This is a genomic window from Haloarcula pellucida (assembly GCF_014647235.1).
Classification (GTDB): Archaea; Halobacteriota; Halobacteria; order Halobacteriales; family Haloarculaceae; genus Haloarcula; species Haloarcula pellucida.
In genome coordinates this window covers 76,017-86,702 of record NZ_BMOU01000005.1, presented here as the reverse complement: position 1 = coordinate 86,702, position 10,686 = coordinate 76,017, and the positions used below count along the sequence as shown (strand labels likewise).

The window sequence follows — 10,686 nt, the reverse complement described above, 5'->3', positions numbered from 1 at the left end:
ATCTGATGACCCCGAACGGAGTGCCTGCCACTATCGAACCGTTCCGGAAGGACTTACTGGAGTGGGCAGAGTCGAACCTCCGGAACTTCCCATGGCGCGACGACTCGATTTCGGTGTACGAGATGTTCGTCGCAGAGTTCTTTTTGACCCAGACGCCAGCAGAGAACACTGCAGATGTCTATCCCGAGTTCTTAGACCGATATCCCGCTCTCGAACACGTCCGGGAGGCGTCCCAGGCGGAGTTGGCCGAAATGATCGAACCAATCGGCTTCCAGCACATGCGGGCGGACGCCCTCGCCGAAATAGCGAGCGAGTACGATGAGCTCCCGACCGACGTAGAAGAACTGCTACAGCTCCCACGCGTCGGTCCGTACGTGGCAAACGCGACCTTGTGCTTCGCACTTGACCGTCGGTTGCCCGTGGTTGATCGGAACGTGAACCGCGTCTACAGTCGTGTCTTCGGTGACGAGTATCCAGACGGTGACGCCGATCGCCGTGAGTTCGCGTTGGAATCGTTGCCCGAAGATGGTGCGATAGCACGGACGTACAACCTGGCACTCCTGGACTTCGGTGCGATGGTCTGCACGAAACAGGCACCGCGGTGTTCGGAGTGTTTCGCACGAGAGTACTGTTCGTACTATCAGTCGGTCGTCGCAGACGGCGAGAACCTGGATGCGTGACGTGTGTTCAGGCGCGTTAGTGAACGTCGGAGATGATTCGCCGGATGAGATCTCGCGCCTCTGTTTCGGTGAGACCCTCCAGTTGAATATTCGTCAAGGCGTGATTGAATCGTCGAGTTGTCTCGTCGATTACCCAGGACGGTTCGTCCGAGAGTTCGTCACAGATCGCGACGACGGCCGGCTGATACCGGGCGAACCACCGGTCGAACACCTTATTGACCATCGTCTGATTCCCGAACACTTCGTGGGTGAGACTGTAGTCGCCATCGTCTTCGGTCAGTTCGGCGATCCACCACAAACGATGAATCGCGTTCGAATAGAGGTCCGAGCCAGCGCCGAGAAACTTCTCACGCATCGCTTCCTCGGACGTGTACTCCCATCGCTGACGGACGAAGTGAGGATACCGAACCACGGCGAGCCAGTGCCATAGACCGGGGTCACCCGCGACTCGCCGGCTCACGTCCAGGTACTGGTGAACGTCGGCTGCCAATGCACCATCCATCGCCGTATCGAACTGGCCGTGCTCTTCCACGACAACCTCGACAGCCGCGTTCAACGAGGCTAAATCGGCTTTCACGCCACTCGGCATCGGTTCGACGAACGGTGCCACGTCGGCTTCGGTGAGTGTGACGTCGCCTTTCAGAAACTGGTCGCTGACGAGTCGCTGTCCATCTTCGGCCAACCGCATCAGTCGGTTCGAGTTCGAGGCAGTCACGTTAGATCTGGAGTCCTTCCTCCATGAGGTTGATTAGCTGTTCTTGTGGGTCGACGAACTTTTGTAGTTCTCTGTCGAGTTTCGGCATCAACCGAGCGAGTCCGTTGGGGTCTCTCACGTCGTCCCTGAGCAGGTGCATCGCGTCGTTGATGTCGTCGACATCGTACATGTCCGGTGCGAAGGCTTCTAACACCGTCTCCTGCCACTCGTATTCGACGTCTCCGTTCCGATCGATCGCCGTCGCTGCCCGGACGACGAGCTGTGACCAGACCGCGTAACTGATATGATCGAGGACGACGTCACGCATCCGTGGTTCTGCGCCGACCGATCCCTCGCTCCTGAGAACGTCGGCGATTCGTGGGTGATCAGAGTTGATCCACAGTTTCGGTCGTTCCTCGTTCCGGAAATCCAGGTAGTAGAGTTCGCCGTTGTCTGGAAGGTGCTGAGTCTGCGAAAAGCTCGCTTCTTCGCCGTCGATCGCGGGTGGTGCGTCCTCGTCCCAGCGGTCGACGACGATCTCGTAGCGGTCGCCGCTGGCGACCTTGACGTTTCGCGTCGACGCGTACGGACCAGTCTCGGTGCGTGCTTCGGTCCGAACCAGATACGGTCTGAGCTCAACGATGCCCCTGAAATCCTCCCAGTCTAGCTCGATCTCCACCTCGTAGGTCCCTGGGGTCGTCGGTGCTTCTTTCGCAGTGACGCTGTCACGGTAGATTGTGTCGTGGCACCGGACGGCGACATACAACTTCGCGGGTGGAGCATCCTGCTCGTCGTCCGGGAAGATGTCGTCCAGCACCTCTCGCTCTATAGTGACGATTCCGTACAGAGTCGCACGATCCCAATCGTCGCGATCGTCGTTCAGCGTCGCCGTGACTGACGGTGATATGTCGACCGTCCCCTCGCCGGGTCCCAGGTCGACGACTTTCGGTTTGCGCTTGTCGATTCTGTACTGCTCGAGTTCGAAGTTGAGACCGTCCTCGCGGTATTTGAACGGCAGGCTTCGACTCCGGTGTCGTTGTGATTGGCGGCTCATCGTCAATCTTCACCTCCCGTGCGTAACTCGGCCCGAATCTCGAGTTGGGTCTCGCCGACGCGACCACTTCGCACGTCGCCTTCGCCGACTCTCTCGGACACACCCTCGAACCGCACCCGGCCAGTTCCCGATTCGGCAGTCACGTGACCGACTCCGTCCTCACAACGAGTTGTGATTCCTGAACCTTCTGCATCGATTCGAGCAATCGAGATATCGTCGTATCGCGACCCGTCTTCTCCCACGCCAGTCAGTGAGACGGTCGCTGTCCAACTCTCGAAGTCGTCCTCTAGTGGTTCTATGTACCCTGTGAACGTCCAGTGATCCTCGTCGAACCCCGAACTGCTCCCGATATCGAACACCGTTGACGGTGACGGCATGGACCGAGTCCGTGCCTGTCCACCGTGGATGGGGAATCGTTTTCTCACTCTATCGGCGAGTACCTGCCCTCGCCCGTCCGTCTGTGAGACTAAGTGTCTGAGACCATCCCTGAGGGTGTCGAACATATCGTCAAGTGCGGTTCTGAACCCTTGCTGGTAGTGTTCCCGAAGGTTCTCAGTCGATTGCCAGTCGTCGTGCTCTGGTGGCTCGGCGTATCTTAGAAAGCGATCTACTTCCCTGTCGCCGTCCGTAATCGACTCCGGCGACTTCGCTTCCCCACAGGCCAATACTGCGTGGAAGTTTCGGTCACTGAACGCCACACGTGACTGGTCGTAGTACTTGACCACCATCCCCGCTCCTCTGAACATCGCGACGTTGTTCAGATACGAGTCGTCGTCCGCTGGTGAGGCTAACCTCGCCGCAAGTCGAACATCTCCATCGGGTGTCGGTTCTCCGTCCGCACGTGGCGGAAGTTGGACTGGGATATCGACCCCGGCCACGTCTCCAGACTCCTCCAGCGACTCACTGCTGACGAATCGCGATTCGAAGCAATCGACGAACGGGCGGACAGCGGGTACGTCTCGGACGTCTGCAATTCGGGATTCCTCGTCCCACTCAACAGTTACACGGAGGTCGTCACGAAGCATCGCTGGCCAGAAGTACTTGACCGCCGCTTCGACGAATTCGTCGGCGAGTTCGTCTATTTCCGGTCGCTTGTCTCGCGTGGGGTCACGATAGTCGACGACCAGTGCACTGGTGCCTGGGGTTTCGGGCCGGTCCACATGGAGGCGATTCGCTAATTCGGTGGCTTCGTTCCCCCACAGCGAGTCTGGTCTCACACCGTCGTCAGTCTGTTTCGGTTGGCAGAGCCAGCCTGCACCCTGGTAGGTAACGCCGTCGTCTAACTGATGAGTAGGAAGCTTCGTCCGTGCGATGAGTCGCTGCCGTTCATCGCGCTCTGTCCGATGTGGTGCGAGATTCGAATTGAAGACAACTGTCGACGCACCGGAGAACGTCCACAGTACTGATTTTCCGAGTCCGTACGACCCTCCGGCGCGGTCGTCTTGTTTGCTACTGTATAGTTCGTCTCTGACGAGTGCAGAGTAGTTGGAATCGTCATCCCAACTCCCAGTCAGTCCCGTCGTGTGCTCGTCTTCGACGACGAGCAGCCGTAGCTCTCCCTCGGGGTCCTCGAGGCGTCCGAAGAGGTCGTTGTGCCCACGTCCTCTCTCTGCCTCTGTGACGGCTCGCAATCGCGTCGAGAGTTCTTTGCCCCAGCCGAGTGCCTCTAAGAACGCGGTTCGCTCCTCACCCGAGAGCGTCTCGAATCGGAAGGTAACTTCTACGGGTCCATCGTCGTCCAAAGACTGGTCGTTCGCATTCTGTAATACCTCGCGGACGAACGTCTCCGTGTCGTGATCGACGGCGTGTTTCGTCGGGTCGTCACCGTATCTTGGGGCACCGGGTCCTCCGTCGAAAAAGAACCACTCGGCCAAGTCTGTACGCTGTCCTGTTCTTTGGGTCATGTCCACGTTTTCATCCATCGGCTCACAATTCGAGGGACTCACTGGCAACCACGCACTATCGGCCCGAACTCAGTTTCTGTCTTGTGCGTACTGCACATCCCTCAGAGGTCCAGCCACACGTCACCTATCGGGTAGTTCTCACACGTATCCTGTCGTATTGATGTTCAATGGTCAATACGTCCGCTCACATTGTTGCCGGACACTTTCGTCTCACTTAGCGTTGCCGGTGGGCGGGTCCCGATGTAATTTCGCCGGGCGCCACTCGGTAATCGTAGCCGTGAATGATTCCCTGAACGGTGGTAGATATTCGCAGTTCTCGTCTAGATATTTAAACAAGATTTTAGAGAACGACACCACATTGGTCTGTATGGACATCTCTGCTGTCGACATGTTCTGCGGCGCAGGTGGGTTGACCTACGGATTGGAACAAGTAGGGATCTCGGTCAACCGTGGACTCGACATTGATCGTCACAGCTCGTATCCATACGAAACGAATACGAATTCGTCGTTCAGACGGGTGGACATTAAGCCACTGGCACGGGATCCAGAACCGATCAAGCAGATGTTCCCTTGGAAAGCCGACGTCAAAGTATTGGCCGCTTGTGCCCCGTGCCAGCCGTATTCGACGCTCAGTCACGCAAAGAAAGGCGATACTACCGATCACGAGAAGTGGGGACTTCTAGACGACTTCCGGAAGATCGTAGAGTACGTTGAACCGGACGTTATCGTCACCGAGAACGTCCTACAAGTCCGGCACGACGACACCTATCGGCAGTTTGAGGAGACTCTCAAAGAGATGGGCTACACGCTCAACGACCCGGAGAACAGGAAGGTCTACGGTCCGGAGTACGGGATTCCACAGAAGCGCAAACGCTGGGTCTTACTCGCCTCTCAGGAGGGGCCAATACAGCTTCCAGACCCACTCCACACTGACGAAACGGAGTATCCGACCGTCCGCGAGACGATCGGACACCTTCCACCACTCGAAGCCGGCGAGATCCACCCAGACCTTGGGCTCCACCGGGCACGGACACTCTCAGACACGAATCTGGAGCGAATCAGGCACATGGAGCCGGGTGCCGACTGGCGCCTCTGGGAAGAGCGGGGTTTGGACCACCTCCTCGCCGACTGCCACAAGAAGGACAGTGGCCGATCGTACAAAGCACCGTACAGCAGGATGCGACCGGATGAACCGTCTCCGACGATTACGACACAGTTCTATAACTATGGGAGCGGTCGGTTCGGTCACTATGATACCGCCCAGGACCGTGCACTGTCGCTCCTCGAAGGCGCGCTTCTCCAGACCTTCCCAGAAGAATACGAATTCTACGACAACTTTGACGACGTCGGCGTCAAGAACGTCGGACGACTGATCGGGAACGCGGTTCCACCACTTCTCGGACAGCACATCGGCGAGGCCATCGTCCAGCACGTGAGTGGTACCGTTTCAACTGCGAGTGCGAAGGCCGACGACTGAGACCAGAGTAAGGATATTTTTTAGCACACCTCGGCACTAACCGACCGAAATCGTCAAGAGAAACGGCGACAAGGTACCTGTTGAAGCGATTGTGCACCAGTCGTCTCTCTCAACCGTGACGAATTTCCGACGCATCTTCAAAGATCGAGTAGTGAAAGCCACGCATTCGTCCAACCCTGCTCCTGTCACCATCTTCTATGGTCGTCAAGGTGGTGGGATTGATGACTGACGAGGAGCGCTCGATCCAGGCGGTTGATCTCTTCTGTGGCGTCGGCGGGTTCACTCACGGCTTGGAGCGAGCCGGTGTCGATGTGGTCGCGGGAGCCGACATCGAACCTCGCTGTGAAGTTCCTTACGAGGCCAATAATGAGTCTGTGTTCTACGAGCGAGACCTCGCGAAGGTGGCTCAAGAAGAGCCAGAGTGGGTCGAGAGTCTCTACTCAGACTCGACAGATGTCCGTGTACTCGCTGGTGGCCCCCCGTGCCAGCCATACTCGAACCTGAACAACGGGAAAGAAGATCACGAAAAGTCGGGGCTGATAACTGCGTTTGCGGAGATTGTTGAGGAAGTACGTCCGGACATCGTGGCGATGGAAAACGTCTACGGGGTCCGGAACGACGAAGAGTATGAGCGACTACTCGAAATCTTCACTGATGCTGGCTACTACGTGAACGACTCTCAGAACCGCCGTGTCGCGTGTCTTGACTACGGCATTCCACAACAACGCAAACGATGGATAACTTTAGCTTCCTTAGAGGGTCCCATCGAACTGGACTCGCCTTCTCGAACTGACGTTGAACTTGATCCGAATCCTACAGTGGAAAAGTTCATCGGCGACCTACCGAACATTAAGGCTGGTTGCCAGGACGAAGATGACCCGCTACACGCCGCGAGAGACCTCAACGACACGAACTTACAGCGTATAGAAATCTCGGAGCCGGGAGGTGACTGGACAGACTGGAAAGAGAAAGGTCGGGAAGATCTTGTCGCAGATTGTCACAAAGAAGATAGCGGGAAGAGTTACAAAGCACCATATAGTCGGATTCGAGGTGACCGACCGGGCCCGACGATCACGACACAGTTCTACAACTACGGGAGCGGCCGGTTTGGGCACTACGATACGGATCAGAACCGGGCCTTAAGTATTCGTGAAGGCGCAATTCTCCAGACGTTCCCAGATGACTACCGGTTCCTGCCCGGCGAAGAAATTGATGATGTGGGATTCCAGCGACTCGGCCGCTGGATCGGGAACGCTGTCCCACCAAAACTCGCTGAGGTTATCGGAGCAAGCATTCTGCGACACATCAATGGATTCCGTCAAATGACGGTCGTTGATTTCACTGAATGATCGGTCGTGTCATATCGCTTTCCTACGGTTCTCGTGGTACAGAAAGCATTAAAAAATGGGAAGTGGTTCGATACTGACCTGGCTGGGGCCGTACAGCAAAATCACTCACTCCGTTGTAGAGGGATACATTACAGCGGAAAATGGTACTGATTGCTGATGAGCGACGACCCTCCGGGGTTCAAGCTGGATGTATTCACCAATCGGGATCTATGCACATTCCGGCACCCAACGATTCGGCGATGTACATAGATCTCGACGTGATTGGTCGGGTCTGACCTTGCGACTCGGCTCTGCGATTCCCTCCTTTATCACCAATCCCCCGGACAATTACCCGAGAATAACGCTCTAGACCCCCCGGTGCATACATCAGATTATAATGGGATCGACCAAGCGGACGACCATCCGACTGACCGACGAGCGCCACCACCTTCTCGACCGGGCCAAGGACATCATTGCAGCCAGCGAAACCGACGACCCACCGAACTCTGTCGTCATCGACGCTGCCCTAACACATCTGATCGAGTCCTACGAGAACCTTGACGATGCTCGGCAGGAACTGGATCCAACCACGATACAGCAATTCAATACGTCGGTGGTCGGTCTCCGATATCGAACCTCGGTCGAAAGCCGGTGGCGCTAGTCTGTGAGAGGTCCTGAAACCTACGCTGTATTGAGAAAGTCATCCGCGGGATAGCCAGCACGGGAAACCACCGATCGGGCTATACGCCGGATCTTACGGTTTGGTGGACGTTTGCTTTCTTCTCGAATCGTGATTTTGATTTCCTCAGCAACGTGATCCACCTCAGCCTTTGTTGCACACTCTGCAACGCTTTTGAGTGTGTTCTCGTATCCGGTGATTGCTGGAGGAAACCCTTGGCGACTGCCAATCACCCGGTTGTTCTCGTCGCGGATCTCCTGGAGGTGACCGTTGATACGCAGCTCCAGGTCTCTCGGGATTGCCATTGTGACTTGTCCTAAAACAGACACCATCATCAACCCTCGGTCGACCGTTGGTGCATACTGACTGTCCCGATTGGTGTGGGTATCAATCGGGGGATTGCTATCACGAGGAAAACCGACACTTGATATATAAGAATACGTAAGTTAGTATCGGGTGCGGTTAGGGCCTGCCCTTGTGGCAGATTAAAGCACCCAGCCAGGGTCCCGATTAGGGGGCTTTGGTCCATGTAGCTCACCTCGACCAATTTTGGTCGGGGTGTTCCACATTACTATGACCGACAGTTCAAGTATCTACCAGCCACAATTTAATCCGGCTACATGGCCTTTCCCTACCCCCTGACCGGGATCCCTTCCTGAAAACAAAATTCAGTTGACTGATTGTGCCAGTCGAGCCTCGGTAGAGTTAGAAATATATTGTAGCAGTGCCTCCGAGACAGTATCTGAACCATATCCTTGGTTCTTAGGTAATCATAATATATCTAACATCCCTAACTGCGGACCCACGCGAGGTGATGGCTACATGTTCAGACTGGTCCAGGATGTAATGTGTTGAATGAAACGATGTCGTGGGGACAAGGTTCCCTTAGCCAACTCCCCAAGACATCGAATCGTACCGCTTGGAGCAACCCAGAATGGGGCTCCGGATGAGCGCTAGGTACCACACCGATAAAGCGTTTCTCTTGGCTCCTTCTGATTGCCCAGCTTCGCTGCCGACACTCCGATCAAAAGTAAATGCTGGCCATCGAACGTGCAGAATCGCACAAACCAGTTGGACGAATTGAGTACAATCAGACGAACCCTCAAACGACTAATCGAATCCTGGGGGTTCTGCGATGATAGAGGATCGCGCGCACCACCGGGTTCGACTAGTCAAGTGTCCTTTCTGTGGAGAGGACCTTCGAGAAAAAGTCCCGTCTGCCCACATCGCAAAGAAGCACGATCCCACAGACATCGTCTCGAAAGCAATACGGGAGGATGATGCCTGATGCGGGGTTACGACGGCGATCCGGAAAAATTCGTCCGCGAGAACCACGAAACCCTCATTCGCATCCTGAAACACTCTGACGACAAGTTCGTCAGAGGGCTGGCTCTCTCAGCACTCATCAAATACGGGCCTGAGCCTTGTCTTGATGATCTAGAACATGACCTGACACGAGCTCGTGACGAAGACGGAGGTGTCGCTTGATGGTCGCTGAGTCAGTCAGTAGTTGCGTCGACGAACGCTCTAGCTTCCCGTACGATTCCGGGATTGGAATCGACGAACTCCATCACCTGTTCGAACCGCTCGATGTCGTCGAGCAGGGTCGGATCTTCGCGGGCGATACGGAGCAGTTCGGTTCGTGTCTCTCGCTGCTCGGCGTGCAGTTCTTCGACCGCTCCCTGTTCCATTGCCTGACCACACCAGACACAGAGCGAATCTTCTCGCGGGGTCTCGTTGCGGCAACGCGGGCAGGTAACTGGTGCGAGACGCTCGTGTTCCTCTTCTTGGACATCAGCTCCGTGAGCACGCGCAATCTCTCGATCATTTGCTTTTCCGAAGACCGTGACGTACCGAGAGGCGATATCAGATCCACGCTTCCACCCGTGATGGTCTTCGAGATGGGCCTGGTTGACGTTCTGATTAGCGAGATAGGAGGCACTACTCTTTCTCATACGTCGGAACGTGATGTCCGTGTGGTCGATACCAGCTCGGCGGGCTGGCTTCTTCAGCATCTTGAGCTTCATCCGGTAGGAGACCTCTTCTGCCGAATTGAGCTTGCACCAGAGAGGCGCAGCAGGGTTGTCCGAGGCCGGATGAACATTGAGCCACTGACGGAGGTACGGGACGCTGGGAATGAGGAGGATCGACCGCTCCCCCCGTTTCCCGTCGACCGATATCTTCAATCCGTGTTCGTGGTCGGAAACGTCTCCGACGCGGAGGTTACAGAACTCTTCACTTCGTGCACCGGAGTCCCACGCGACAGTGATGGCCGCCTTGTCACGAAAGTGGTGAGCGTTCTCGACCATCGGTTGGATGTGCTCTTCCCACCAGAGCATCTTTGCCGGGTCGGGAACCGGGTTGTAGTTGCGCGGGGTTCCAGCAGAGAGCCGCTGAATCGGCTCGGGTATTTCCTCCCCCTCGGTAGCGTGTTCGCCAAACATCCGAACTGCGACTCTGTAATCTCGCTTCGTCTCCTCGTTGTCGAAGTTCCGCTTGATCCAGCGACCGACGTCTTTGACAGCGGTTTCACTGTCGAAAGTATCGACGAGACGCACGTCCGGAAGTTCGTCAGGGGCGTATTTTTGGGAGTCTCCAGCGAGGATGATGCAGTGCTGGAGAAGCTTGATGTGGCGTTTATCGGAGTATCGCGCATCGAGGAACTCCATCTCCTTGGAGAATCTCGTGAGGGCTTCTTTGTCGGCTTCGCAGAGTCGTTCAGACCTGCTGATTCGCTCCCGGAGAGCGTCGATTCTTTCGACAGGGTTGGTCATCGTCTACAACGGGCTTCTAAGCATGAGGATATGAACTGTCGGTCGCAGTCTGGGAGGCGGCATACCCGTTTTCTTCGATCCTCATTCGAGAAGCTA

General features: G+C 56.1%; 10 protein-coding genes. 5 read left to right on the top strand and 5 right to left on the bottom strand.

From position 1 onward, the window contains the following. The first annotated feature begins 5 nt into the window (after positions 1–5). Positions 6–680, top strand: a complete 675-nt coding sequence (locus IEY28_RS14970; RefSeq protein ID WP_188999449.1) for an HhH-GPD family protein — start codon at positions 6–8, stop codon at positions 678–680. A gap of 16 nt (positions 681–696) precedes the next feature. On the opposite strand, the gene IEY28_RS14965 is transcribed toward IEY28_RS14970, so the two are convergent. From IEY28_RS14965 to IEY28_RS14955, 3 genes are all read right to left on the bottom strand, one after another. Further along, positions 697–1,269 carry a DUF6339 family protein gene (locus IEY28_RS14965; RefSeq protein WP_229783155.1) on the bottom strand — a complete coding sequence of 191 codons (573 nt, stop codon included), beginning with the start codon at positions 1,267–1,269 and terminating at the stop codon, positions 697–699. Between the two features lie 127 nt (positions 1,270–1,396). Next, positions 1,397–2,191 (bottom strand): hypothetical protein, encoded by a 795-nt coding sequence (locus IEY28_RS14960; RefSeq protein WP_229783154.1) that lies wholly within the window; start codon positions 2,189–2,191, stop codon positions 1,397–1,399. 239 nt (positions 2,192–2,430) lie between these two features. Then, a complete protein-coding gene (locus IEY28_RS14955; RefSeq protein WP_229783153.1) occupies positions 2,431–4,350 on the bottom strand; it encodes a hypothetical protein in 1,920 nt (639 codons plus the stop codon). A 349-nt stretch (positions 4,351–4,699) separates the two neighbouring features. Here IEY28_RS14955 and IEY28_RS14950 point away from each other — a divergent pair, with 349 nt between their 5' ends. From IEY28_RS14950 to IEY28_RS14940, 3 genes are all read left to right on the top strand, one after another. Then, positions 4,700–5,809: a DNA cytosine methyltransferase gene (locus IEY28_RS14950; RefSeq protein WP_188999443.1), complete on the top strand. Its 1,110-nt coding sequence runs from the start codon at positions 4,700–4,702 to the stop codon at positions 5,807–5,809. A 221-nt stretch (positions 5,810–6,030) separates the two neighbouring features. Further along, complete coding sequence (locus tag IEY28_RS14945) at positions 6,031–7,158, top strand: DNA cytosine methyltransferase (RefSeq protein WP_188999440.1); 1,128 nt, start codon at positions 6,031–6,033, stop codon at positions 7,156–7,158. A 376-nt stretch (positions 7,159–7,534) separates the two neighbouring features. Next, complete coding sequence (locus IEY28_RS14940) at positions 7,535–7,798, top strand: DUF7386 family protein (RefSeq protein WP_188999438.1); 264 nt, start codon at positions 7,535–7,537, stop codon at positions 7,796–7,798. 20 nt (positions 7,799–7,818) lie between these two features. Here IEY28_RS14940 and IEY28_RS14935 read toward each other — a convergent pair whose 3' ends face one another. Then, positions 7,819–8,121, bottom strand: coding sequence for a hypothetical protein (locus IEY28_RS14935; RefSeq protein ID WP_188999435.1), 303 nt, complete (start codon positions 8,119–8,121; stop codon positions 7,819–7,821). A gap of 982 nt (positions 8,122–9,103) precedes the next feature. On the opposite strand from IEY28_RS14935, the gene IEY28_RS14930 reads away from it, so the two are divergent. Then, positions 9,104–9,304: a hypothetical protein gene (locus IEY28_RS14930; RefSeq protein WP_188999432.1), complete on the top strand. Its 201-nt coding sequence runs from the start codon at positions 9,104–9,106 to the stop codon at positions 9,302–9,304. 11 nt (positions 9,305–9,315) lie between these two features. On the opposite strand, the gene IEY28_RS14925 is transcribed toward IEY28_RS14930, so the two are convergent. Beyond that, positions 9,316–10,590 (bottom strand): site-specific integrase, encoded by a 1,275-nt coding sequence (locus IEY28_RS14925; protein ID WP_188999426.1) that lies wholly within the window; start codon positions 10,588–10,590, stop codon positions 9,316–9,318. Positions 10,591–10,686 lie beyond the last annotated feature (96 nt).

Coding starts and splice junctions, on each gene's coding strand:
- IEY28_RS14935 (WP_188999435.1), bottom strand. CDS start 8,121: ATGGCAATCCCGAGAGACCTGGAGCTGCGTATCAACGGTCACCTCCAG.
- IEY28_RS14940 (WP_188999438.1), top strand. CDS start 7,535: ATGGGATCGACCAAGCGGACGACCATCCGACTGACCGACGAGCGCCAC.
- IEY28_RS14965 (WP_229783155.1), bottom strand. CDS start 1,269: ATGCCGAGTGGCGTGAAAGCCGATTTAGCCTCGTTGAACGCGGCTGTC.
- IEY28_RS14930 (WP_188999432.1), top strand. CDS start 9,104: ATGCGGGGTTACGACGGCGATCCGGAAAAATTCGTCCGCGAGAACCAC.
- IEY28_RS14970 (WP_188999449.1), top strand. CDS start 6: ATGACCCCGAACGGAGTGCCTGCCACTATCGAACCGTTCCGGAAGGAC.
- IEY28_RS14945 (WP_188999440.1), top strand. CDS start 6,031: ATGACTGACGAGGAGCGCTCGATCCAGGCGGTTGATCTCTTCTGTGGC.
- IEY28_RS14925 (WP_188999426.1), bottom strand. CDS start 10,590: ATGACCAACCCTGTCGAAAGAATCGACGCTCTCCGGGAGCGAATCAGC.
- IEY28_RS14955 (WP_229783153.1), bottom strand. CDS start 4,350: ATGGATGAAAACGTGGACATGACCCAAAGAACAGGACAGCGTACAGAC.
- IEY28_RS14950 (WP_188999443.1), top strand. CDS start 4,700: ATGGACATCTCTGCTGTCGACATGTTCTGCGGCGCAGGTGGGTTGACC.